Raw genomic sequence first — 23074 nt, forward strand, 5'->3', positions numbered from 1 at the left:
GTTCGTGTGCCCTCAGGTGTCGTACCGCTGGATGCGGCGGCCATGGCCGCGGTCGATCAGCGCGGGCAGGCGCTCCTCCAGTTCGCGGGCCACCTCCGGCACGTCGATCGTCAGCAGTTCCCGGTCGCGCATGAGGATCCGCCCGTCGACGATCGTGGTGCGGACGTCGGCGGAACGGGCGCTGTGCACGAGGGTGGCGGCGAGGTCGTGGACGGGCCGGGTGTGCGGCCCGGTGAGGTCGACCAGGACGATGTCGGCCCGCCGGCCCGGCGCGATGCCGCCGACGCTGTCCCCGAGACCCACGGCCCGCGCGCTCTGCAGGGTGGCGTGGTGCAGGGCGTCGCGGGAGGTGAGCCGGCGGGGGTCGCCCTCGGCCGACTTCTGGACCAGCGAGGTGAGGGCCATGGACTCCCACACGTCGAGGGAGTTGTTGGAGGCGGCGCCGTCGGTGGCGAGTCCGACGTCGACGCCGATGTCGCGCAGGGCGCGGACCGGTGTGGTGTCGGGCCAGGCGAACTTGAGGTACCCGCGGGGCGCGGTGGCGACCGCCGTACGGCCGTCGGCCCGCTCAAGGAGGGGGAGGTCACTGTCGACGATGCCGGTGCCGTGGGCCAGCAGCAGGTCCGTGTGGAGGATGCCGGTGCGGTCCAGGACCCCGATCGGGGTGATGCCGTGGCGGGCCAGGCTGGTCTCGGTCTGGTCGCGGTTCTCGGCGGCGTGCAGGTGCACGGGCAGGCCGTGTGTGCGGGCGAGTTCGGCGGTGGTGGCGAGGTCGGTGTCGTCGACCGTGTAGGGGGCGTGCGGTGCGAGCGCGGTGGTGATCCGGCCGCCGGCCGCCGCGCGGTGGCGCAGCGCGAACTCCAGGGACCGCTCCAGGCCTTCGGGGCCCTGCGAGGAGAAGAAGGCCTCACCGAGCAGCGCCCGCATGCCGCAGTCCGCGACCACCCGTGCCACCGCGTCCATGGCGAAGTAGTGGTCGGCGAAGCAGGTGACGCCCGCGCGGAGCATCTCGGCGCAGGCGAGCCGCGCCCCCAGCTCGACGTCCCGCTCCGTCAGGTTGGACTCGACGGGCCAGACGACGTCGTTGAACCACTCCTCGGTGGGGAGGTCCTCGGCGAGACCGCGCAGCGCGACCATCGGCGCGTGCGTGTGACAGTTGATCAGGCCGGGCAGGGCGACCTGGCCGCGGGCGTCGATCCGCTCGGCGGCGGTCAGTCCGGCGGCTTCCGCGGTGGTCGTGACGGCCTCGACGCTCCCGTCCCGTACGACGATCGCGGCGTCCTCCGTGAACCCGATCCGTTCTTGATCGTCGTGCACGAGGACGGTACATGCGCTGATGATGAGGTCGACGGGACGGTCCGTGGCAGAAGGCGTCATCACGCCAACGTACGACGGCGTCGTAGGGCGGCATGATCCGAACCGGACTTCCCGTCACGGCTCTGTCGTGGGGCCGGCCGGGCGCGCACCCTGGCCGTACCACCCCGACTGTCGGCTTCTGAAAGGAGCCCGGCATGCTCCTCGGCACCTGGAGAACCTGGAGAATCTCTACCGGCCCGGGGGCCCGTACGGCCCGCAGGACGAGGCCGGGTACGAGGCGAAACTCGCCGCGCTCGCCGCCGCGGTCACCGAACTCGATCCGACCCTGCTCGGCGTGCAGGAGGTGGGCGACCCGGAGGCCCTGAAGGACCTGGCCGGGATGCTCGACGACGACTGGCACGTCGCCCTTTCGGAGCATGCGGACATCCGGGGCATACGGGTCGGGTTCCTGAGCCGTACGCCCCTGACGGTAGTGGCCGACACGCGGGCGTTCCCGGCGGAACTGCGGCCCGTCCAGGCGGATGACGCGGGGCTGACGGCGGGGCACTCGGGGCGGGGCGTCCTGGCGGTGGAGGTCGAGGGCGGGGGCGGGCCGCTGCGGGTGGCGGTCTGCCATCTGAAGTCGAAGCTGCTGTCGTATCCGGACGGCCGGTTCCAGCCGCGCGACGAGGGCGAACGGGCCCGCTACGGCGCGTACGCCCTGTACCGCCGGGCGGCCGAGGCGACGGCGCTGCGCGCGCTCGCGGACAAGCTGCTGGCCGGTGACGGGCGGGTGCGGGACGTCGCCGTCCTGGGCGACCTGAACGACGAGGTGCAGGCGGCGACCACACAGATCCTGCTCGGCCCGCCCGGCTCGGAGATCGGCACCCCGGGCTACGACCGGCCCGACCGGGGCGATGCGACGCGGCTGTGGGACGTGGCCCCGCTCATCCCGCCCGGGCAGCGCTGGTCCCGGGTGAACTCCGGGCGGCGTGAGCTGATCGACCATGTGCTGCTGAGCCACCGCCTGGTGCGCCGGGCGACCCGGGCGGGCACGGGTCTGCCCGGCGAGGGCCCGCCCGGCCTGCCCTCGGTCGGCCCGGATCCGTCGGAGCGCCGGGGCGCACCCGGTTCGGACCATGCTCCGGTGTGGGTGCGGATCGAGGGCTGAGCGCCGCCGCGACGCCCCTTGCCGTACCGGCCGACGGGAAGGGCCGGACGGTCTGGTCTTACCGCGCCGGACGGTCTGAACGACAGAGGGCGCCGGACGGTCTAAACGGCCAGGAGCGCCTCGGGCGGCCGTAGTCCCACCCGCTCTCCGCGTCCCGCGAGTTCGGCGAGGACGGCCGCGAGGCGCTCCTGGTGGCGGGGGCCGATCCGGCCGGTGTCGTCGAGGTGCACGGCGCAGGCGGTCGTGGTGTCGACGAGGCGTTCGAGGAGGTCGGCGACCTCGTCCGCGCCCTCGGCGTGGCGGGCGAGGGCGGGCAGTTCGTGCGCGGCGAGGGAGATGGCCGAACGGGCCTCCGACAGGGTGCGGTAGGCCTCGCGGCGCAGGGTCCAGCGGGTGGCGCGGTGGCCGGAGGGGGTGCCGGAGCTCCCGATGCGCGGGGCGTCGGCCTCGTCGAGGACGTGGGTGAGGTAGGCGTACGCGGCGTCCCCCGCCGCCGCGAGCCGGGCGCGCACCGTCCCGCCGCGCTGTCCGGGCATCGGCAGGTGCCCGGTGATCAGCACGATCGCGCAGGCCAGCAGCGTCTCGCCGATCCGCCCCGCGGAGGCCTGGGGTTCGCCGCCGACCATGACGAGCGCGAGGACGAGGACGGTGGCGACGGCGGTCTGGGCGGCGAAGTGCCGGGTGGCGACGGGTATGAGGGCGCCGCTGAGGGCGACGAGCGCGACGAGGCCTTCCGGGCGGGGCAGGACGGCGGCGAGCCCGGCGAAGAGCAGCGCCCCGAGGACGGTCCCGGCGGCCCGGTTGAGCACGCGCGAGACCAGTGGCCCGAGGTCGGGCTTGACCAGGAAGACGACGGTGGCGGGCAGCCAGTACCAGTGTTCGTGCTGCCCGTACCACCGGGTCTGGTGCAGGGCCTGGGCGACCGCCGAGCCCGCGCCGAAGCAGAGGGCGACGCGGAGCCCGTACTCACGTCCGGCGGTGCCGAACGCGGCGCGCAGCCGGTCCCGGGCGCCGCGCGGCCGGATGTGCAGGTCCCCGCCCCGGCCCTGGTCGAACACCTCGGCGGCGTGCAGGAGGGCGTCGTCGAGGGCGCGCAGGGCAGGCGCCGAACGCGACGGTGCGGGCAGCGGCCCGGTGTGGGTGTTGCCCCGTACGGCCGCGGCGAGCCGCCGGGGGCCTTCGGAGGCCCGCTCGGCGATGGTCTCCTCGGCCCAGGCGAGGGCGGTGGCGGCCTCGGCGAGGGGCAGGGCCGCGGCGTACTGCGCGTGCAGCCGCCGCTCGGTGGAGGACGCGGCGTACCTGCGCAACCGGGGCCCGGCGAGGGCGTCCTGGGCGTGGTCGAGGGCGGCGGTCAGCGCGGCCCGGCGGCGGATGGCGTCCGGTCCGCCGACGGCGTCGAGCAGCTCGGCGACGGCCTCGTACACACCGGCGACGGCCGCCCGCTCCCCGTCGAACCGGAAGTCACCGGCGAGGGAACCGGGCGTGGGCAGGGCGAGCCGCAGCACGAGCAGCCAGCCCGCCCCGGCGAGGAAGGCGAGCGCCCGCTGCCACCCCGGTTCCGGCAGGGGCATCCCGGCACCGATCGCCGCGCCGACGAGCAACTGCGTCCCGACGGCGGACGCGACGGGCCCGACGGCGCTCATCGCCCCTGCGACGAGTCCGACGGCCGTGAGCACCAGGGTGAGCACGACCGCGCCGGTGCCCTGCCCGGTGTACGTGCCGATGACGAGCCCGGCCGCACCGCCCAGGGCGGGCACGCCGATCCGCTTGACGGAGACGCGCCGGCTGCCGGGCCGGTCGTTGATCCCGGCGAGCATGGCGGCGACGGCGGCGACGACACCGAGGGAGGTGAGTCCGGTCCGTACGGCGATGAGCAGCAAGGGCCCGGCGGACAGAGCCCCCCGCGTCACCGCGCTCCAGGGCACCGGCCCCCGCTGGGCGTGCAGGGCGTGCGCGAGCCAGGGCGGAAGACGGGGGGCGATGCGGCGGGACACGGGGCTCCTATCGTCTCGACGAGGGCAGGGGTGAGCCTTCGGGCGACGGTGGCCGGGGCGGGGTGTGGCTGCCTACGGTAGGCGGGGTTCCTGGAGGATAGGTTTCCGGAACGTGTCGGACGGCTCGGAACCGGCGTTCTTTATGTACGCAATCAAGAACCGGGGCGTACGCGGTCAGGAACCGGGCGATCGAGAACCAGGGCGACGGCCCTGCCCCCGGCAACCTTTTCCGGCCCGGCGGCCACTGGTGGGTGTGAGCGCGCGTTCTCCAGAACCACGCAAGGACCCGAAGGACTCATCCGTGGCATCCGCATCCCACCGCCGTCCCCTCCGCAAGCGGCGCACGGCCCTCGTCTGGACCGTCGCCGTGGCCGCGGTCGCACTGCTCGTCTCCCTCATGGTCGCCCTGCGCCCGGGCGGCGAACCGGACACCGTACGGACGGCCACCGGAACGGCCACCGCCACGGCCCCGAGCGCCTCGCCGACCCCACACCGGCCCGCGACGGCCGCGAAACCCGCCACGGCCTCCCCGACCGCGCGGCGCACCCCGGCCACCAAAGCCCCCGCGACCACCGCGCCGGCGCGGCCCTCGCCGGCCGCCACCCGGCCGTCCGCACCGCGTCCGGCGTCCGGCGCGGCGCCCCTGGCGGGCCGGATCAAGCCCGGGACCACCTACGACGGCGTCGCCACTCACTACGACGCCGAGGACGGCGACGGCGCCTGCCTGTACGGCCCGAGCCCCGACCTCATGGTCGCGGCCATGAACCACGCCGACTACGAGACGTCCCAGGCGTGCGGGGCGTACCTCCTGGTCCGCGCGGCGAGCGGCGCCTCCGTCACCGTCCGGATCACCAACGAATGCCCGCTGCCCTGCGCCCCGGGACAACTCGACCTCAGCAAGGAGGCGTTCGCGAAGCTCGCCGGTCTCTCCGCGGGGCGGATACCGATCACCTGGAGTCTGCTGAGCCCGGGCACGTCCGACACGGTCTCGGTCCGCTACAAGACCGGTTCCAGCCGCCACTGGTGCGGCATCCAGGCACTGGGCCACCGCAACCCGCTGGCCCGGCTGGAGGTCAGGTCGGGCAGCGGCTGGAGCCGGCTGACGCGTACCGAGTACAACTACTTCCTCTCCCCCGACGGCACCGGCTGCGGCGGCTCCCTCAGGCTCACCGACATCTACGGCGAACAGCTCACGGTCGACGGCATCGCGGTCCGTCCGGACACCGTCCAGCCGACCCGCGTCCAGTTCACCCGGCGGTGACGGCCGCCACGGCCCCGGCGAGGAGCGTCTCCACGTCGGTGACGGCCCGGGCGAGCGCGTCCGGACCGCCCGTCAGATCGCCTACGACCGCGTCCACTTCCGCCAAGCCCGCCCGCGCCACCAGCCCCTTCTCGTTGGTGACCCACTCCCCGCGCGCCGCCAGCACCGCGTGCGCGGTCTGGGTCGTGGCGAGGGCGATCGCCCCGGCGACCTGGGTGACGGCGTTCTTCGGGGCGTGTCCGGCCCTGGCGTAGGCGAGGGTGGCCGCTGCCATGCCGTGCCAGTGCGCCGGGGCGCTGTCGCGCAGGGCCCGCGGATAGGCGTCGGGGCGCGGCAGTTCGCCCCGCAGCACCTGATTGATCGCGAGTTCGGCGACGAGCAGATAGGTCGGGATGCCCGCCAGGTGGAACATCAGGGGTTCGACACGGAAGCGGCCCGCCTCCGCTTCGGCCAACTCGTGCTCGACGACGTCCAGATCGCGGTAGTGGACGTCCACGCTGCGGCCCTCGATCGTCAGCCAGGCCCCTCCGTTGAAGACACCGCCGCCCCACGCGCCGATCTCGCAGACCTCGCCCTCCCAGCCGACCGCACGCAGATCGGCCGGGTCGAAGGCGCCGCGGTAGTAGACCGCCAGGTCCCAGTCGCTGTCGGGCCGTTCGGTGCCCTGGGCCCGGGATCCGCCGAGGGTGACAGCCTCTACGGCGGGGAGCAGGGCGAGCCGGTCTGCGACGGTGTCGAGGAAGGCGGGCACGGTGCGGCTCCCGGGCGGGCGGACGATGGGGGCCGGGCCAGCGTAAGGGGGCGGCTCGACCGTCGTGAAACGAAATACGGGTGCGTCCGTGCGCCGGGCCTCGCATGATCGGTGGGTTGCCCCAGTCGCCGTCCGCAGATCGGAGACCCCTCGTGATCCGCCGCGTCACCGTCCCGAGCCTCTTCCCGCCGCCCACCTACGCGCACGCGTCCGTCGTCGAAGCCGGTACCCGTCTGGCCTTCCTCGCCGGGTCGGTGCCGCTGGACGCCGGGGGCGAACTGGTCGGCCCCGGGGATCCGGTGCGCCAGGCCGAGCAGGTGATCGCCAACCTGGAGGAACAACTGAGGGCCGTGGGAAGCGATCTGTCCCAGGTCGTGGCGACCGAGGTGTACGTCGTCAGCGGTGAGCCCGCCATGCTGTCGGCCGTGTGGAGTGTGGTGGAGGCGTCCGGTCTCAGTACGGGTCCGCACTCGTCGACGCTGATCGGCGTGGCGTGCCTGGGGTACACGGGGCAGTTGGTGGAGATTACGGCGACAGCCGTCGTACCCGAGGGGTCCTCCGCCGAGGGGTCCGCCTGAGGAGAGTCCATGCTGATCGAGCACCGCGGGCGGCGTCCCGTCGTCCCCGAGTCCGCCTACGTCGCCCCGACGGCCGTCCTGTGCGGTGCCGTCGTCCTCGGTGAGCGCAGCCGGGTGCTGCACGGCGCCGTGCTCACGGCGGAGGACGGCGAGGTGCGGGTCGGGTCGGACGTCGTCGTCATGGAGAACGCGCTGGTGCGGGGGCGGTCGGCGCATCCCACCGTGATCGGGGACGCGGTGCTCGTCGGCCCGCACGCCCATGTCAACGGGGCGACCCTGGAGGACGAGGTGTTCGTGGCCACCGGCGCCTGTGTCTTCCCGGGGGCCGTCGCGGGCGCCGGCTCGGAACTGCGGATCCACAGCGTGCTGCACGTCAACTCGGTGCTGACGCCCGGCACCGTCCTGCCCATCGGCTGGATCGCGGCGGGCGCTCCCCGGGCCCGGCTCTTCGCTCCCGGGGAACACGACGAACTCTGGCAGATCCAGGAGGCGCTGGACTTCCCCGGGACGGTGTACGGCGTCCCGCGCGGTGCGTCGATGCGGGAGGTGATGGCCCGGCAGACACGGCTCTACGGGGCCCATCACGACGACGTCACCCTCGACGGCCCGGCCTGAGCTACCGCCGTTCGGGCCTCCCCCACACCCGCCGTTTGGGCAGCGGCTCGGCGTAGGTGCCGGTCCTGCTGGTGGTCAGGCCCAGTGCCACCAGCGACTCGGCGAGTTTGACCGCGGCGGCGACCCCGTCGACGACCGGCAGGCCGAGCTTCTCCCCGACGACCCGTTGCAGGCCGGTCATGCCGGCACAGCCCAGGACGAGGACCTCCGCACCGGCGGCGCAGGCGCGTTCGGCGGCGGCCAGGAACGCCGTCTCGGTCCGTTCCTCGTCGCCGAGGTCGAGCACGTTCAGGCCCGTACCGACGATCGCGGCGCAGTTGCGTGCCACGCCCGCCGTCTCCAGGCTGTCCTCGATCTGGCCGCGCGAGCGCTCCAGCGTGGTCACCACGCCGTAGCGGCGGCCCAGCAGGCAGGCCAGGTGTGCCGCGGCCTCGGTGATGTCGACGACCGGCGCGTCGACCAGTTCCCGTACCCCTTCCCTGCCGTGCTCCCCGAATCCGGCCATCACCACGGCGTCGTACGGCGGTCCGTCGTAGGTCCGCAGCGTGTCCAGGACGGCCGCGGCGGACAGGTAGCTGTCGAGCCAGCCCTCCGCGGACGCCGGCCCCCAGGCCGGAGTCAGTCCGTCGACGGTGGTGCCCGGGCCTGCGGCGGCCCGGGCACCTCGTACGATCTCCTCGGTCATCTCCTGCGTGGTGTTGCAGTTGGTGACGACGATTCGCACGTCTCTCAGACCTCCGCGGTGGCACGCTCGGGACGGCACAGGGCCGCGTACACGCCGGCGGCGATGGCCGTGCCGATGAACCAGGAGTACGGCGCCACGTCGCTGAAGGTCTTCACCAGCGCGAGCACCGCCGCGACACCGGCCGCGGGCAGGAACGCCCACAGCGCCTTGGGGTTGACGCCCTTGCGGTAGTGGTAGCGGGCGCCCGGAGAGGCGTCGAACAGTTCGTCCACGTTCACGCGGCCGCGCTTGACCCAGTAGTAGTCGACCATGATCACGCCGAACAGCGGGCCGAGGAAGGCGCCGAGGCCGCCGAGGAAGTAGTTGACGACGGTCGGGTTGGAGAAGAGGTTCCAGGGCGTGACGAGCAGCGCCGCGACGGTACTGATCATGCCGCCGACCTTGAAGGTGATCTTCTGCGGCCAGACGTTGGCCAGGTCGTACGCCGGTGAGACGAAGTTGGCGACGATGTTGACGCCCATGGTGGCGATGGCGAAGGTCAGCGCACCCACCACCAGCACCCAGGTGTTGCCGATCTCGGCGACCAGGTAGGCGGGGTCGGTGATCTCCTTGCCGAAGACCTCGAAGGCGCCGGCGGTGACGATGACGGAGACGATCACGAAGGCCGTGGAGTTGATCGGCAGACCCCAGAAGTTTCCGCGCTTGACGGACTTGTAGTCGGGGGCGAAGCGGGAGAAGTCGCAGAAGTTGAGCATCAGGGTGCCGTACGTGGCGAGGACCAGGCCGATCGCGCCGAACCACTGGCGCCACTGCTCGCCGACGGAGACCGGGTGCGGGGTGGAGGTGAGCGAGATCGTCCAGCCGGCCTTGTAGAGGATCCACCCGGCCAGCGCGATCATCACCAGCCAGATCGCCGGGCCGCAGAAGTCCTGGAACTTGCGGACCGATTCCATGCCCCGGCTGATGATCGCCGCCTGGACCAGCCACAGGGCGATGAAGGAGACCCAGCCGAGCGCGTCCAGGCCGAGGAACGAGTTGTGCGTCCACGACTCCAGGCCGGGCCAGGCCGCCAGCAGCATCACGTTGACGGCGACGGAGGCGAGGTAGGTCTGGATGCCGTACCACATGATGGCGATCACGGCCCTGATCAGCGCCGGGATGTTGGCGCCCCAGATGCCGAAGGCGATCCGGCTCACCACGGGGAAGGGCACGCCGTGACGCTGGCCGATCTTCCCCATCCAGTTCATGCCGATGTAGATGATCACGAACCCGACCAGCAAGGACGTGAAGATCTGCCAGACGTTCATGCCGAGGAAGAGCAGTCCGGCGGCGAAGGTGTAGTTGCCGAGGTTGTGGACGTCGGACATCCACATGGCGAAGAGGTCGAAGACCTTCCAGTTGCGCTTCTTGGCGGGCGCGAGGTCTTCGTTGGTGAGCCTGGGATCGGGGACGAACGCTGGGGTGCCGGTGGTCGCGGCACGGTCGGCGAGGGACACGGGGGCCTCCAGAGCAAGGGGACGACGGAGGACTGCTCCGCAGGGCTGCGGACGGCCACCCTGCGAGGCGTTTGGTATACCAAACTGCGTCATGGTCTCCCCGTCAACCGTTCTGACCGATGTCGCTCTGGTTAACGCTGCGTAAAAGACACCTCCCGTCGACGAAGATGGGCTGCATGACGAAGATCGAACCCCTCGGAGCGGTACGCGAACGCGTCACGGCCGATCTGCGCCAGGAGATCATCGCGGGCAGCCTCCGCCCGGGCGACCGGCTGGTCGAACGTGAACTGGCGGAGCGTTTCGGTGTGTCGCGCGTGCCGGTCCGGGAGGCGATCCGGTCACTCGTGGCGGAGGGTTTCGTCCATTTCGAGACACCCCGCCGCACCGTAGTACGCCGCCTCACCCCGACCGACGTCAAGGAACTGTTCGAACTGCGAGAAGCCCTGGAGGTCTACGCCGCCGGACTCGCCGCGTCCCGCGCGACCCGGGAGGATCTCGCCGAGGTCCAGGAACTCATCGACCGCGCCGCCGCCGCCACCGACGCCGGGGACGCCGAGGTGATCACCGACATCAACAGCCGACTGCACGACCGCATCATGGCGATGGCCGGCAACAGCCTGCTGACGGAGGCCCTGGAACCCGTCGCCGGGCGGCTGCGCTGGATGACCCGGCGCAACGAGGAATGGCCCCAGCTCCTCGTGGAACACCGCGAGCTGTACGAGGCGATCGCCTCGGGCGACCCGGACCGGGCCCGCGCACACGCGCTGCGCCACGTACGCACCAACTACCGCTCCACGGTCCGCCACCTTTTCGGCGAGGAGGCGGCCCCCTAGCCGCTTCCGGTGGCCAGGCCCGCCGCCCGCCCGGCCGTCCGCAGGACATCGCGCAGCATGGCGGGCGTGAGTCGGCCGGTGAAGGTGTTGCGCTGGCTGACGTGGTAGCAGCCGTAGAGCTCCAGTCCGTCGAGGCGGAAGCGGGCGCCGTGGGAGAAGGCGGGGCGCGGCCGGGGCACGGGCCAGCCCGCCTCGGCGAACGCGGGCAGCGCCGCCTGCCAGCCGAAGGCGCCGAGCACGATCACCGCCCGCAGGGTCGGGCGCAGCAGCCGCAGTTCCTGCACGAGCCAGGGACGGCAGGTGTCCCGCTCCTCGGGGGTGGGCTTGTTGGCGGGCGGGGCGCAGTGCACGGGCGAGGTGACGCGCACGCCGTACAGTTCCAGACCGTCGTGCGCGTGCTCGGCGGTCGGCTGGGAGGCGAGGCCCACGTCGTACAGCGCCTCGAAGAGGACGTCCCCGGAGCGGTCACCGGTGAACATCCGGCCGGTGCGGTTGCCCCCGTGGGCGGCGGGGGCCAGCCCCACGATCAGCAGACGGGCGTCCTCCGGCCCGAAACCGGGGACCGGCCGGGCCCAGTACGTCCAGTCCGCGAAAGCCGCCCGCTTGGCACGGGCCGTCTCCTCGCGCCAGGAGACCAGCCGCGGGCAGGCCCGGCAGTCCGTGATGCGCTGGTCGAGGAGGGGGAGACCGCTGGCGTCCATCACTCCACCGTAGGCGCAGGTGAGGTCACCGTCGTCACGGGGGCGAGATCCACGGGGAGCGGTCGCGAGCTGCCCCGCACATGGGCTCAGACGCCGGTGACCCGCACGGCCCGCTCACCGCTCCGACGGAGCCAGAGCAGGGCCCCGGACAGCAGTACGGCACTGGTCAGCAGCCAGGGCAGCGGGCCCGGGCGCAGCACGCCGACGGCCAGGCCGGTGAGCGCTCCGACCAGTTGCTGGGCGAGGGACTGCACGGACAGGGCGGTGGCGCGGCCCGCGCCGGAGACTCTGCGGTGCAGCAGGTCGTTCTCGTTCGGGGCCGCCGCGCCGAGACCGAGGTAGACCAGGCCGAAGCCGACGACCGCGAGGGCCGTGGCCACCGGGTGGACGGAGGACGCGGTGACGCCGAGCAGCAGCAGACCACCCGCACCGGCCGCGAGGCTGACCAGCACGGCCCGTTCGCCGCTGCCCGCCACCCGGGCGGTGAGCGGAGCGAGGTGGCTGCCGACGCCGGAGCAGACGAACCCCGCGCAGGACAGGGCGGCGTAGACCATCGCCGCGGAGCCGGTCGCGCCGGTCAGTGCGGCGGTACGGCCCGGCACGAGCAGTTCGATCGCGGCCAGGGCGCTGCCGGTCGCCGCGGCGCCGAGCAGGACCCGGCGCACGACCGTGTCCCGGCCGCCCATCCGGAGTCCGTCCAGCACGGTGACGGGGACGCCGCGCAGCACCGAGCGCAGGGTCGCCGGTGGCCGCGGGGGCTCCCGCAGAGCGGTCAGCACATAGGCGACGAAGACGATCCGCAGCGCGGCCCCGAGCAGCAGCGGGACGGACAGGGGCAGCACCGTCCCGGAGGTCGCCTCGCTCAGCCGGGCACCGAGGTCGGGTCCCAGACCGAGCAGCCACGGCAGGGCGCCGCCGAGCAGAATGCCGGCCGCGAGCGCGGCGGAGGACGCGGTGCCGCCACGGGCCAGGCCCGTGCGCAGCTCGGCGTCGGGACCGGAACACGCCTGGACGGTGTCGACGTACCAGGCCTCGGCCGTACCGCTGGCCACGGCCCGGGCCGCGCCCATGAGGACCATGCCGGCGGTGAGCGACCAGACGGTGGTGCCGACGCCGACCAGGGCGAAGGCGACGATGTTGAGCACACCGGCCGCGGCGAGGACCGGCCGGCGCCCGAGGACGTCGGACAGCCCTCCGGTGGGCAGCTCCAGCGCGGCCACGGTCAGCGAGTGCACGGCGAACAGCCCGGCGATCGCGGCGAGCGACATGCCCCGCTCGCCGAACAGCAGAACCATCGTGGCCAGACCGAGGCCCGGTGGCAGCCAGAGCAGCGCGCTGACGGTGACGTACCGCCGCCGAGCGATCCGCTCCTCGGCCGGGGACTCGGTCACGAGCCCGGTCATGCGTTGAGGTCCGTTGAAACGGGGGCGGGGGCAGGGGCTGTGGGTGCGGGATCGTCGGAGTCGGACGAGGAGGCGGAGTCGGAGTCGGCGGGATGGTGTGGGGCGAGGGGCAGCCCGGCGGCGACGAACACCACGTTCTCGGCGCGCGGATCCTCCGCGTCCCGGGCGGTCAGCTCCTCCAGCTTCGCGGCGACCGTGTCGAAGAGCTCGGTGAGCGACGCTGCCGTCAGCCGGGGCATGAGGTCGCTGATGCCCGACGGCTCCACCCACTCCTCGCCGAGCCGCCCGGCGGCCATGTCGGCCTCGTGCCGGACCAGGGACTTCTCCAGATGCTCGATCTGCCGTCGCCGCGCCAGGCTGACGAAGGCCCGGCCGGCCGCGGTGGCCTCCATCGTCTCGTTGCTCCAGGACGTGACGGTGTGCAGCGCTCGCCAGCGCCGCTCCCGCCCGTCGCGATGCTCGGCCTCGGCGATGAACGCGTACTTCGCCAACACCCGCAGGTGGTAGCTGGCAGACGCCGACGACTCCCCCGTCCGCGCGGCCAGCTCACTCGCCGTGGCGGGCCCGTCCTGCCTCAGCAGCCCGAGCAGCTGGATGCGCAGGGGGTGGGTGAGGGCCTTCAGGGCGGCGGTGTCGTGCTCGGGATCGAGTACGCGCTTGTGCTCGTCGCTGTCCATGGGGGGAGGTTAGGCCGCCCGACCCAGTTAGCAAAAGACTTTTTGCAAAACTACTTTGGCAGAGTTGAACGAGGAACCGATATTCCGCCTGACGGGGCGTCCCGGAGGACTAAGGTCGGGAACATGGCTTCTGAAGGTGCACCGCACAAGGAGACGGACGGAACCACGGACGGAACCGACCCGAAGGCCGTCGACTCGCAGTCAGTGGACCCGAAGCCCCTGGACCCGAAGGTCGCCGCCGCGATCGCCGCCGCCGAGGCCGCGGGCCCGCAGGGCGCCTCGACCGTCCGCGTCGACAGCTGGATCTGGTCCGTCCGCCTGGTCAAGACCCGCTCCATGGGCGCCACCGCCTGCCGGGGCGGCCACGTACGCGTCAACGGCGAGCGCGTGAAGCCCGCACACGGCGTCCGCGTCGGCGACGAGGTCCGGCTGCGGCACGAGGGCCGGGAGCGGGTCGTCGTCGTCACAAGGCTGATCCGCAAACGGGTCGGGCCTCCCGTGGCCACCCAGTGCTACATCGACAACTCCCCGCCGCCCCCGCCCCGCGAGGCCGTCGCCCCCGCCGGCATCCGCGACCGCGGCGCGGGCCGTCCGACGAAGCGCGACCGCCGCGAGATGGAACGCCTGCGCGGAGTGACCGGGCCGGGCAGCGTGTCCGGCCCCGGCCCTGTCCCCGGCAAGGGATTCAGCAGCGCCCCGGGCAAACCGAGGCCCTGAGCAGGGCGAGGAGCCCGCAATACCCCTCGGTCCGGCGTCCGGGGACCGGCCCTCGGCCCCACTCCGGACGCAGCCGGAGTCTCGAAGGCACCCCGGGCGCACCCGGTCACGCCTGGTCACCCCCGTCGCCGCGGCAGGCGCATCAGCCGCAGCAGCTCCGCGTTGTGCCCCCGGCGCGCCCAGGCTATGAGGAGGAGCGGCACCATCAGGATCAACGGCGTCGCCGCGTACTGTCCGTCGAAGACGGCCATCTGCACGACGAACGCTCCCACCATCAACCCGCTCAGTGCCATCGCCGCCACCGACTGGAGCACCGGGATCAACAGGGCGATCGCACCGGCCAGTTCGAGCGCGCCGATGGTGTACATACCCGCGCTGCCCCAGCCGAGCCGCTCGAACGACTCGGCAGCCGACGGGTGCCCGATCAGCTTGGGCAGGGCGCTCGGAATGGCGTAGAAGAGGGCGATGAGCACCTGCAGCGTGCGCAGCGCGATCCGGGCACGCCGTCCGCGAGCGGTAGCGGACTCGGCGATGACGACGCCGGCCGGGGTGCGGTCGGCGGTGACGGTGGTCTCCGGCATGAAGGTCTCCTGGGGGAAGCGGTCCGTGCTGGTGTCGGAGAGGTAGACCGGTCCGCGTCCCTGAACTCATCGCCGCTGGGGAGACGTCGAGGGGAGTGTCACTCCGGCCCTCTTACTTCACCGCCCGTCAAGGGCAGAGCCGTTGGAGCCTCTCCTCCGGGTAGGGAGTCGTCCGGCTTTCCCTCTGGAGAGTGCGGTAGAAGTCGGTCATCACGGCCGCGACGGGGGCGTTGCGGGTGAGGATCTCCGCTGTCCCTGGTGGCGCCCCGGCGGGTCGCCTTCCCTGGGCCCAGGCTCGTATCAGTTCTCCACGTGTCTCCCAGTCTTCTCCGTACAGTGCGCTGGTCAGCCAGTTCACGAGCCAGCTGGCGGTGTAGCAGCGGTCGTAGGCGCGATGCCGGTCATAGAAGTCGGCTTCGGTGGGTGTGAGGGCGAAGCGGGTGGACAGGGCCAGGCCGTAGTCGGCGAAGTACAGGAGCCGGCCGTCGGTCAGGATGTTCTCGAAGTGGGCGTCGAAGTGGAGCAGCCCACGGCTGTTCATGAAGGAGGTGCCGGCGGCCAGTTCCTTCTCCACCAGCGAGCACGCCCGGTCCAGTTCCTGGCCGCCGGCTCTCACCCGCACCGTGAGCCACGTGTGCAGGGTCTGGGGTATGTACTCCAGGAAGAGAGCGATGCTCGCCGAGCACTGCTGCAGGGCCTCGACCCGCCGTCTCACGCCAGCGCTGCCTCCCCAATAGGCCACGACCTTCTCCACCTCGGCGAGTTCCTCCGCCGGACGGGGTGCCTCGTCCGGCAGCACCCGCCAGTGATACATCAGCGGAGCCCCCTGGAACTGCCCGGAGAGCACCCAGTTCGTGGTCATGGCGTGGGCGGCGACCTCCCGCCACGCCCCGAACGAGGGCCCACCGATGCCGTACTGGCAGATCATGGGCAGCCCGAACAGGTTGGCCGTGGACCGGCGGTGTTCCGGCCGCTGTTCCAGGTCCGTGAGGGGTACGCGCTTCACGAAGACCGGCGTGCCGGACACGTCCAGCCGGGCCGACGTTCCGCCGATGCCCGCACCCAACGGCACAGCAAGGTCCAGCAGTTCGCGCAGTTCGGTGTCCCCGAGCAGAGCCAGGGAGGTCGCGACCGTGTCGTAGTCGCTCAGACGCCCCGGCTCCGTTCCCGCAGGAGGGATCCCACGCATCCGGCCCGCCTAGACCACCACCGCCCGCACCCATATCCGGTCCTCCGTCAGGTAGCGGTCCACTCTCAGGCCCGCCTCCGCCAGGGCTTCCTCGAACTGCTCCTTGGTCAGTGGCCGTGCCCGGAACGTATGGGTCCAGACCGCGTCCGGGAACTCGTACTCCGCGCGGACCGAGTTGACCCCGTCGCCGAGCGGCTCCGCGGACGCGATCCGCAGAGTGAAGCCGGTGGGGTCCTTGCGCTCGCGCGGCACGTTGTCGTGGTAGTCCTCGCCCTCCCGCTGGATCAGCACGCAGCCGCCCTCCGCGACATGGCGCGCGCAGGTCCGCAGCAGACCCCGCCGCACCTCGACGTCCCCCGCGTGCACGAGGAAGGACGCGAGCAGCACCACGTCGAACGTCTCCCCCAGGTCGAGGTCCTCGATCGGGCTGCGAATCGTCCGCGCGCCGCGCACGCGCTCCAGCATCGGCGCGGACTCGTCCACCGCCGTGACCGTGAACCCGCGCTCCAGCAGGGCGTGCGTCATGCGGCCCACCCCGCTGCCGAGCTCCAGGATGCGCGCGCCCTCGGGGACCGCGGCGGCGATGATCTCCGGTTCGTGCCCGACGGGCAGCCGTGAGTAGAGCTCCACCGCGCAGCCGTCCGGGGTGATGGCCCCGGGTCCCGTCCCCTCGTACCCCTCACGCATTTTCATCTCCATGCCCGTCCAACGGACCGCATCCGCACACCCGTTCCCGCAACGCCCCACTTCACCCGTCCGAGTGAACGAGACGGGGCGGGAGGGGAGTTGAGGCACACCGCCGACGAGGTGGCCCCACAGCGAAGCCCCGCGGACCCCGTCGGCCAGAGCGGACCTCGTCGCCTACAGCGGACCCCGTCGGCTACAGCGGACCCATCGGCTACAGCCGAAACCAGCCGTGCCCCATGTGCCAGTGACCGCCCGCCCGCAGGTGATCCCCCACCGCCCGCTCCACGGACGTCCGCCTCGGCAGCCCGGCCACCGGCAGGTCCGGGTCCCCGAAGACGAAGCGGACCGGTTCGCCGTCCGCCGGCTCCGGCTCTTCACCGGGGTCACACCCGGGCTCAAAGCGTCCCTGAAACCGGACGATGTTCGACTCGGGGTCGAGGTGACGCTTCAGCTGCGGGTCGAGCAGCCAGGAGTGGCACACCGCGACCCGATGCCGCTCCCGCGGAAAATGACATGCGAAAAACTCCCGCGCGAGTTCCAGGGAACGGTCGCAGGCCGCCGGTGACAGCGGCCCGTGGAAGTCCGGGATGTGCAGGTTGAGACAGGGCTCCCCCGGTGCCGCGTCCAGCCCGGCCGCCGCCACCGCCCGCCCCGACCGCTGCCCGAGGCGGGCACGCTCGAACTGGAGCCGTCCCAGTTGGTACAGCTCGCCACGGAAGTGGTGCGTGAGCCACTGGGGGACCTCCACCCCTCCGCTGCCGCGCCGCCGCGGTGGAATGCCATGTTCCGCCCCAGGTCGGCGAGGGTCCGACGGCTGACGTCGGCCGTGACACCCCGCTCGCGGTGATACGCACGCGTGTGGGGCAACGCCGCGACGAACACGAACACGGCGAAGTACCGGCCCAGCGCGGCCGGGGCTTCGGCGACGCGCTCGGCGAGCGGCACCTCGATGCCGACCTCGCCGATGTCCCGTACCAGGTCTTCGACGCACTCCGCCAGGAGCCCCATGGCGCGGACATCGGCGGTGAGTGTCCGCCGCAGGGCGACCAGGTCGTTGATGTCCTCGTGCGGCACCGCCAGATCGAGCAGGATCTCGGGCAGTGCGTCGGCGTCCGGCAGCATGCGCGACCCCCCAGTCGACCTTGGTGATCCCTCGCCACGAAGAGTACGTTGCAAGCAGGAGTGGTGATCGGCGATGCGTACCGGCAGTGAACCGCGGACCGCGCGCAGTGCCCTGCGGGCGCGGTTCTGGCTGAGCCTGTGGGGGCTGGTGTGGGCGTTCTTCGGGACGGTGGCGTTCGCGATCGCCGGGCGGAGCGGCTGGGCCATCGCCTGCGGTGTGCTGCTCCTGATCGTCACGATCGACATGGCCGTCGTCCTGCGGCACATCCGCCAGGGCCCGCATTACCAGCCGGGTCGGGACATCCCGCCCTACCGGCCGCCGGACGAGCGCCCCTGACCAGGGCGAAAGCCGCTGGTCATGAGTCGAAGCGCGCGGCCTTCAGGAACTCCGGGTTCGGATCCAGCGCGGCCGCCAGCCGGAAGTGCCGCCTCGCCTGGTCTGGACGACCCTGACGCTCGAACGTGCGGGCGAGCGCGAAGTGTGCGAACGCGTTGTCCGGCTCCCGCTCCAGCACGATCTGGAATTCGAGCTCGGCGGGCCTCAGCTGCGCCGCGGCGAAGAAGGCCCGCGCCCGCAGCAGCCGGGCCGCGGTGTTCTCCGGGTGCGTGGCGATGACGCCGTCGAGCAGCTTCACCGCGCCCCGCGGGTCCCGGGCCGCGAGCAGTTGCTCGGCGGCACGGAAGTCGATGACGTGTGTCTCCGGGGTACGTCCGGTGGAACCGCTGGTTTCGGGCACGGCGAAGTCCTTCCCTCACTGCACCGGTTCAACGCCCCCGCGCGGTGCCGCTATTCCGTGTCAGACGGCCCGGACGCCTGTGACCTGCGCACCAGCTCGGCCCACACGTCCTTCACGCGCCGCTCCAGCTCCTCCAGCGGCACGTCGTTGTCGATCACGATGTCCGCGATCTCCCGGCGCTGCTCGCGCGTCGCCTGGGCGGCCATGCGTGCCCGGGCGTCCTCCTCGGTCATGCCGCGCAGCCGGACGAGCCGGTCGAGCTGGGTCTCGGGGGCGGCGTCGACGACGATCACCAGGTCGTAGAGCGGCGCCAGGCCGTTCTCCGTGAGGAGCGGGACGTCGTGGAGCACCACCGCGTCCTCGGCGGCGGCCTCCTCCCGCTCGCGGGAACGAGCGCCCACCAAGGGGTGCACGATCGCGTTGAGGGTGGCGAGCTTCTCCGCGTCGGAGAAGACGATGGCGCCGAGGCGAGGGCGGTCCAGGCTGCCGTCGGCGGCGAGGATCTCCTCCCCGAAGGCCTCGACGACCGCGGCGAGCCCGGGCGTCCCCGGTGCGACGACCTCCCGCGCGATGCGGTCCGCGTCGATCAGCACGGCCCCGCACGCGACGAGAAGCCGTGACACCTCACTCTTGCCGGCACCGATGCCGCCGGTCAGGCCCACCTTCAGCATGCTCCGCAGCTTAGGCCCTGCCACCGACAGGGCCCTCGCCCGGGCCGGGTGACGCGATCAGCTGTCGCCTTCGCGCTCCGCCAGGAACTTCTCGAACTCCTGGCCGATCTCGTCCGCCGACGGGATGTCCACCGGTTCGGCGAGCATGTTGCCCCGGGTCTCGGCGCCCGCGACGGCGTCGTACTGGTGCTCCAGGCCCTCGATGAGCGCGCTGAGGTCGTCGTCGCCCTCGCGGATCTGCCGGTCGATCTCCGTCTGGGTGCGGTGGGCGTCCGAGCGCAGGGCGTGGGCGATGCCGGGCAGGACCAGTCCGGTCGCCGCCGTGATGGCCTCCAGGACCGTCAGGGCCGCGTCCGGGTACAGGGAGCGTGCGATGTAGTGCGGGACGTGGGCGGCGACGCCCAGCACGTCGTGCCCCGCCTGGAGCAGGCGGTACTCGACGAGGGACTCGGCGCTGCCGGGCACCTGCGCCTCCTCGAACGGACTGGGGTGGCCCGGGACGAGGTCGGTGCGGTTGCCGTGCGGGGTGAGGCCCACGGGTCGGGTGTGCGGGACGCCCATGGGGATGCCGTGGAAGTTCACGGAGAGCCGGACGCCGAGCCGCTCCACGATCTGCTGCACGGCGGCGGCGAAGCGCTCCCATTCCACGTCCGGCTCGGGGCCGGACAGCAGCAGGAAGGGCGCGCCGGTGGCGTCCTGGACGAGCCGCACCTCGAGGGCGGGGTCCTCGTAGTCGGTCCAGCGGTCGCGCTTGAAGGTCAGCAGCGGGCGGCGGGCGCGGTAGTCCACGAGCCGGTCGTGGTCGAAGCGGGCGACGACCTGGTGGGGCAGGGAGTCGAGCACCCGGTCGACGATCTGATCGCCCGTCTCGCCGGCGTCGATGTATCCGTCGAAGTGGTAGAGCATGACAAGTCCGGCCGATTCCTGGGCGAGCGCCATGTCGACGACGGCCAGCCCCTTCGGCTCCCAGGCGTACAAACCCTGCGGATCAAGCACAGTGACCGCTCCTCCTCGTGTTCACACCTCACAACGTCGTTGCGGGCGCGGGCATTCCCGGAAAGGAGGCGGACATTGATCTTGTGGCTCGGGACAGCGCACTGAAGGGGCGCGGGAACGGCGCGACGAGCCCCCGTCGGCCCGCAGCCGACCGAGGGCCTGCGTACAGCAACGCCAAAGGGCCGCACCTCGAAAGGTACGGCCCCTCGGTCAGGAGCTACAGCTCAGTGGGCGTTCAGCTCTGCCCACCGGCCAGCTTCTCGCGCAGCGCGGCAAGCGCCTCGTCCGAGGCCAGCGCACCGGAGTTGTCCGGGCCCTCGGAGGAGTACGAACCGCCGCCACCGCCGGACGCGGCCGGAGCGGCAGCCTCGCCACCCTCGGCAGCGGCCTTCTCGTCCGCTTCGCGGGACTTGATGACCTGCGCCTGGTGCTGCTCGAAGCGCTGCTGCGCCTCGGCGTACTGGGTCTCCCACGCCTCGCGCTGGGTCTCGTAGCCCTCGAGCCAGTCGTTGGTCTCGGGGTCGAAGCCCTCGGGGTAGATGTAGTTGCCCTGGTCGTCGTAGGACGCGGCCATGCCGTACAGGGTCGGGTCGAACTCGACCGAGGCCGGGTCGGCACCGAAGGACTCGTTGGCCTGCTTCAGCGAGAGGCTGATGCGACGGCGCTCGAGGTCGATGTCGATGACCTTGACGAAGATCTCGTCGTTGACCTGGACGACCTGCTCCGGGATCTCCACGTGGCGCTCGGCCAGCTCGGAGATGTGGACCAGACCCTCGATGCCCTCGTCCACGCGGACGAACGCACCGAACGGAACCAGCTTCGTGACCTTGCCGGGCACGACCTGGCCGATCTGGTGGGTGCGGGCGAACTGCTGCCACGGGTCTTCCTGGGTCGCCTTCAGCGACAGGGAGACACGCTCGCGGTCCATGTCGACGTCGAGGACCTCGACGGTGACTTCCTGGCCGACCTCGACAACCTCGGACGGGTGGTCGATGTGCTTCCAGGAGAGCTCGGAGACGTGAACCAGGCCGTCGACGCCACCCAGGTCCACGAAGGCACCGAAGTTGACGATCGAGGAGACGACGCCGGAACGGACCTGACCCTTCTGGAGGGTCGTGAGGAACGTCTGGCGGACCTCGGACTGGGTCTGCTCCAGCCAGGCACGGCGGGACAGGACCACGTTGTTGCGGTTCTTGTCCAGCTCGATGATCTTGGCCTCGAGCTCCTTGCCCACGTAGGGCTGGAGGTCGCGAACGCGGCGCATCTCGACCAGGGAGGCCGGGAGGAAGCCACGGAGGCCGATGTCGAGGATGAGACCACCCTTGACGACCTCGATGACGGTACCGGTGACGATCCCGTCCTCTTCCTTGATCTTCTCGATGGTGCCCCAGGCACGCTCGTACTGGGCGCGCTTCTTCGAGAGGATCAGGCGGCCTTCCTTGTCCTCCTTCTGGAGGACGAGGGCCTCGATCTCGTCACCGACGGCGACGACCTCGTTCGGGTCGACGTCGTGCTTGATCGAGAGCTCGCGGCTCGGGATCACACCTTCGGTCTTGTAACCGATGTCGAGCAGGACCTCGTCCCGGTCGACCTTCACGATGACGCCGTCGACGATGTCGCCGTCGTTGAAGTACTTGATCGTCTCGTCGATCGCGGCGAGGAAGGCTTCCTCGTTACCGATGTCGTTGACCGCTACCTGCGGGGTGGTGGCGGTGGTCTCGGTGCTGCTCGTCATGTGGGAAAGGGCTCCGGTACGGACATTGAAGTCGTAGGTACTGCTACGCCGGGAGCCCGTTTCGCTCTGCAGAAGCCGGACAGCCAAGGAAGCGCCACTCAAAAAACGGTGGCGCCTCGACAACCGAGGGGACATACATACAGATGCGAGCGCAGCCTGCTACGTCTGAGGTGCGCAGGCCCGCAGCGCAACTTGTAGCATACGGGGGCAGCCGGGCAGGGTCAATGCGCGAAGCCGCCCACGCGGGGCGGATCGCCGCATACCCGGCACAAGTCCTGTCGTTCGAGGCCACACAGGCCGTACGACGCCCCCTTTGTGCCACCGCCGGGGCCGGCTGGACGGAAGAGTACGACGAGGGAGCCGATCATCCAAGAGTCCGAAGCGTCCGAACCCGAGGCCACCCGGCGCGAAGCCGATGTCACGGAGAGCTCCCGGGCCAATCGTGGCTGGTGGGACCGCAACGCGGACGAGTACCAGGTCGAGCACGGCACGTTCCTCGGCGACGACCGCTTCGTGTGGGGCCCCGAGGGCCTGGACGAGGTGGAGGCCGAGCTGCTCGGCCCGCCGGAGGAGCTGAAGGGCCGGGACGTCCTGGAGATCGGGGCCGGCGCCGCCCAGTGCTCGCGCTGGCTGACCGCGCAGGGTGCGCGCCCGGTCGCCCTGGACATCTCGCACCGGCAGTTGCAGCACGCGCTGCGCATCGGCGGCTCCTTCCCCCTGGTGTGCGCCGACGCCGGCGCGCTCCCCTTCGCGGACGGCTCCTTCGACCTGGCCTGCTCGGCGTACGGGGCGCTGCCCTTCGTCGCCGATCCGCGCCTGGTCCTGCGCGAGGTGCGCCGGGTGCTGCGTCCCGGGGGCCGTCTGGTCTTCTCGGTGACGCATCCGATCCGCTGGGCCTTCCCGGACGAGCCGGGACCGGAGGGGCTGTCGGTGTCGGGCTCGTACTTCGACCGCACTCCCTATGTCGAGCAGGACGACGAGGGCCGGGCGGTCTACGTCGAGCACCACCGCACGCTGGGCGACCGCGTCCGCGATGTCGCCGCGTCGGGCTTCCGCCTCGTCGACCTGGTGGAACCGGAGTGGCCCGCGTGGAACACCTCCGAGTGGGGCGGCTGGTCGCCGCTGCGCGGGAACCTGATCCCGGGTACGGCGATCTTCGTGTGCGAGCGCGACTGAGC

General features: G+C 71.9%; 22 protein-coding genes and 2 pseudogenes. 8 read left to right on the forward strand and 16 right to left on the reverse strand.

Annotated features, from left to right (window positions below; genetic code table 11):
• Positions 1 to 12: 12 nt before the first annotated feature.
• Positions 13 to 1377, reverse strand: a complete 1365-nt coding sequence (locus ACFZDE_RS31835) for an amidohydrolase family protein (RefSeq protein WP_391205826.1) — start codon at positions 1375 to 1377, stop codon at positions 13 to 15.
• Between the two features lie 134 nt (positions 1378 to 1511).
• Here ACFZDE_RS31835 and ACFZDE_RS31840 point away from each other — a divergent pair.
• Positions 1512 to 2467, forward strand: a pseudogene (locus tag ACFZDE_RS31840) (endonuclease/exonuclease/phosphatase family protein).
• Between the two features lie 101 nt (positions 2468 to 2568).
• On the opposite strand, the gene ACFZDE_RS31845 reads toward ACFZDE_RS31840, so the two are convergent.
• Positions 2569 to 4461: an FUSC family protein gene (locus ACFZDE_RS31845; protein WP_391205829.1), complete on the reverse strand. Its 1893-nt coding sequence runs from the start codon at positions 4459 to 4461 to the stop codon at positions 2569 to 2571.
• Between the two features lie 301 nt (positions 4462 to 4762).
• On the opposite strand from ACFZDE_RS31845, the gene ACFZDE_RS31850 reads away from it, so the two are divergent.
• Positions 4763 to 5722 carry an expansin EXLX1 family cellulose-binding protein gene (locus ACFZDE_RS31850; protein ID WP_391205832.1) on the forward strand — a complete coding sequence of 320 codons (960 nt, stop codon included), beginning with the start codon at positions 4763 to 4765 and terminating at the stop codon, positions 5720 to 5722.
• On the opposite strand, the gene ACFZDE_RS31855 is transcribed toward ACFZDE_RS31850, so the two are convergent.
• Positions 5709 to 6473, reverse strand: coding sequence for a nucleotidyltransferase domain-containing protein (locus ACFZDE_RS31855; RefSeq protein ID WP_391205835.1), 765 nt, complete (start codon positions 6471 to 6473; stop codon positions 5709 to 5711). The genes ACFZDE_RS31850 and ACFZDE_RS31855 overlap by 14 nt on opposite strands.
• 152 nt (positions 6474 to 6625) lie before the next feature.
• Between ACFZDE_RS31855 and ACFZDE_RS31860 the strand changes: the two genes are divergently transcribed.
• Together ACFZDE_RS31860 and ACFZDE_RS31865 are read left to right on the forward strand one after the other, a co-directional pair.
• Positions 6626 to 7051, forward strand: coding sequence for a Rid family hydrolase (locus ACFZDE_RS31860; RefSeq protein ID WP_391002278.1), 426 nt, complete (start codon positions 6626 to 6628; stop codon positions 7049 to 7051).
• A 9-nt stretch (positions 7052 to 7060) separates the two neighbouring features.
• Positions 7061 to 7666, forward strand: coding sequence for a gamma carbonic anhydrase family protein (locus ACFZDE_RS31865; protein WP_391002276.1), 606 nt, complete (start codon positions 7061 to 7063; stop codon positions 7664 to 7666).
• Between the two features lies 1 nt (position 7667).
• Here ACFZDE_RS31865 and ACFZDE_RS31870 read toward each other — a convergent pair whose 3' ends face one another.
• Both ACFZDE_RS31870 and ACFZDE_RS31875 read right to left on the reverse strand, forming a co-directional pair.
• A complete protein-coding gene (locus ACFZDE_RS31870) occupies positions 7668 to 8390 on the reverse strand; it encodes an aspartate/glutamate racemase family protein (RefSeq protein WP_391205838.1) in 723 nt (240 codons plus the stop codon).
• A 5-nt stretch (positions 8391 to 8395) separates the two neighbouring features.
• On the reverse strand, positions 8396 to 9847 hold the full coding sequence (locus tag ACFZDE_RS31875; protein WP_391205841.1) for a cytosine permease: 1452 nt from the start codon (positions 9845 to 9847) through the stop codon (positions 8396 to 8398).
• Between the two features lie 176 nt (positions 9848 to 10023).
• Between ACFZDE_RS31875 and ACFZDE_RS31880 the strand changes: the two genes are divergently transcribed.
• Positions 10024 to 10680: an FCD domain-containing protein gene (locus tag ACFZDE_RS31880; RefSeq protein ID WP_391205844.1), complete on the forward strand. Its 657-nt coding sequence runs from the start codon at positions 10024 to 10026 to the stop codon at positions 10678 to 10680.
• On the opposite strand, the gene ACFZDE_RS31885 is transcribed toward ACFZDE_RS31880, so the two are convergent.
• The 3 genes from ACFZDE_RS31885 to ACFZDE_RS31895 form a co-directional block, all read right to left on the reverse strand.
• Positions 10677 to 11381, reverse strand: coding sequence for a uracil-DNA glycosylase family protein (locus ACFZDE_RS31885; RefSeq protein WP_391205847.1), 705 nt, complete (start codon positions 11379 to 11381; stop codon positions 10677 to 10679). The genes ACFZDE_RS31880 and ACFZDE_RS31885 overlap by 4 nt on opposite strands.
• A gap of 86 nt (positions 11382 to 11467) precedes the next feature.
• Positions 11468 to 12784 (reverse strand): MFS transporter, encoded by a 1317-nt coding sequence (locus ACFZDE_RS31890; protein WP_391205850.1) that lies wholly within the window; start codon positions 12782 to 12784, stop codon positions 11468 to 11470.
• Entirely contained in the window at positions 12781 to 13461 is a 681-nt protein-coding gene (locus ACFZDE_RS31895) for a helix-turn-helix domain-containing protein (protein WP_391205853.1), read from the reverse strand. Before ACFZDE_RS31895 ends, ACFZDE_RS31890 begins: the two co-directional genes overlap by 4 nt.
• A 123-nt stretch (positions 13462 to 13584) precedes the next feature.
• Here ACFZDE_RS31895 and ACFZDE_RS31900 point away from each other — a divergent pair, with 123 nt between their 5' ends.
• Positions 13585 to 14178, forward strand: coding sequence for a S4 domain-containing protein (locus ACFZDE_RS31900; protein WP_391205856.1), 594 nt, complete (start codon positions 13585 to 13587; stop codon positions 14176 to 14178).
• Between the two features lie 116 nt (positions 14179 to 14294).
• On the opposite strand, the gene ACFZDE_RS31905 is transcribed toward ACFZDE_RS31900, so the two are convergent.
• From ACFZDE_RS31905 to ACFZDE_RS31920, 4 genes and pseudogenes are all read right to left on the reverse strand, one after another.
• On the reverse strand, positions 14295 to 14759 hold the full coding sequence (locus ACFZDE_RS31905; RefSeq protein ID WP_391205859.1) for a DoxX family protein: 465 nt from the start codon (positions 14757 to 14759) through the stop codon (positions 14295 to 14297).
• A gap of 127 nt (positions 14760 to 14886) precedes the next feature.
• On the reverse strand, positions 14887 to 15948 hold the full coding sequence (locus tag ACFZDE_RS31910) for a protein kinase family protein (RefSeq protein WP_391205862.1): 1062 nt from the start codon (positions 15946 to 15948) through the stop codon (positions 14887 to 14889).
• A gap of 9 nt (positions 15949 to 15957) precedes the next feature.
• On the reverse strand, positions 15958 to 16635 hold the full coding sequence (locus ACFZDE_RS31915; RefSeq protein ID WP_391205865.1) for a methyltransferase domain-containing protein: 678 nt from the start codon (positions 16633 to 16635) through the stop codon (positions 15958 to 15960).
• Between the two features lie 211 nt (positions 16636 to 16846).
• A pseudogene (locus tag ACFZDE_RS31920) lies at positions 16847 to 17757 on the reverse strand (acyltransferase domain-containing protein).
• A gap of 73 nt (positions 17758 to 17830) precedes the next feature.
• Between ACFZDE_RS31920 and ACFZDE_RS31925 the strand changes: the two are divergent.
• Positions 17831 to 18094: a DUF6343 family protein gene (locus tag ACFZDE_RS31925; protein WP_391205868.1), complete on the forward strand. Its 264-nt coding sequence runs from the start codon at positions 17831 to 17833 to the stop codon at positions 18092 to 18094.
• A 19-nt stretch (positions 18095 to 18113) separates the two neighbouring features.
• Here ACFZDE_RS31925 and ACFZDE_RS31930 read toward each other — a convergent pair whose 3' ends face one another.
• From ACFZDE_RS31930 to rpsA, 4 genes are all read right to left on the reverse strand, one after another.
• Complete coding sequence (locus tag ACFZDE_RS31930) at positions 18114 to 18494, reverse strand: tetratricopeptide repeat protein (RefSeq protein ID WP_391002256.1); 381 nt, start codon at positions 18492 to 18494, stop codon at positions 18114 to 18116.
• A 50-nt stretch (positions 18495 to 18544) separates the two neighbouring features.
• Positions 18545 to 19165 carry a dephospho-CoA kinase gene (gene coaE, locus ACFZDE_RS31935; RefSeq protein WP_391205871.1) on the reverse strand — a complete coding sequence of 207 codons (621 nt, stop codon included), beginning with the start codon at positions 19163 to 19165 and terminating at the stop codon, positions 18545 to 18547.
• Positions 19166 to 19222: 57 nt separating this feature from the next.
• Complete coding sequence (locus tag ACFZDE_RS31940) at positions 19223 to 20161, reverse strand: PAC2 family protein (RefSeq protein ID WP_391205874.1); 939 nt, start codon at positions 20159 to 20161, stop codon at positions 19223 to 19225.
• Positions 20162 to 20396: 235 nt separating this feature from the next.
• Complete coding sequence (gene rpsA / locus ACFZDE_RS31945; RefSeq protein WP_298556888.1) at positions 20397 to 21896, reverse strand: 30S ribosomal protein S1; 1500 nt, start codon at positions 21894 to 21896, stop codon at positions 20397 to 20399.
• A 315-nt stretch (positions 21897 to 22211) separates the two neighbouring features.
• Between rpsA and ACFZDE_RS31950 the strand changes: the two genes are divergently transcribed.
• Positions 22212 to 23072, forward strand: coding sequence for a methyltransferase domain-containing protein (locus ACFZDE_RS31950; RefSeq protein WP_391205877.1), 861 nt, complete (start codon positions 22212 to 22214; stop codon positions 23070 to 23072).
• Positions 23073 to 23074 lie beyond the last annotated feature (2 nt).

The sequence above is a fragment of the Streptomyces sp. NPDC007929 genome (assembly GCF_042959065.1).
GTDB lineage: Bacteria > Actinomycetota > Actinomycetes > Streptomycetales > Streptomycetaceae > Streptomyces.